Origin of the sequence: Falsihalocynthiibacter sp. BN13B15, from assembly GCF_041205415.1 — a bacterium.
In the GTDB taxonomy this organism is placed as follows: Bacteria; Pseudomonadota; Alphaproteobacteria; order Rhodobacterales; family Rhodobacteraceae; genus Falsihalocynthiibacter; species Falsihalocynthiibacter arcticus.
Genome location: NZ_JBGFCE010000112.1, coordinates 1 through 321, shown reverse-complemented (window position 1 = coordinate 321; position 321 = coordinate 1). Strand labels below are relative to the sequence as shown.

Annotated in this window: 1 pseudogene; it reads right to left on the bottom strand. The window is 53.9% G+C overall.

Going from position 1 to position 321, the window contains the following annotated elements:
- Positions 1–106 precede the first annotated feature (106 nt).
- A pseudogene (locus AB9F26_RS22420) lies at positions 107–321 on the bottom strand (hypothetical protein); the annotation flags it as partial.

The following is a 321-nucleotide window of genomic DNA, read 5'->3' as shown; positions in this document are numbered from 1 at the left end:
AATCCGATACCAAGATTGATCGACGCAAACCGTGGTAAATGGATGTACAGAGGGATGCCAGCCGCGGCCAGCATCAATGCGTAAAGGCTGACGCGCGGGTAAACCATCATTCACCTTTTAATTTGCGGGTAAAGGCCTTGGACCGGGTGTTTTGGCCAATAAAAATGGCCATAAATTGTTGCTTGAGCTGAGGGTGCGTCAGGGTGCACACACGCATGCCATTGCGCCAGAACCCGATCTGGTCCTGCCCACGCGACACTGCCAGATACTGATCCCCTTTGCTGACATCATCAAAGCACTGGCCAAGCTGCTCGCGCAGCG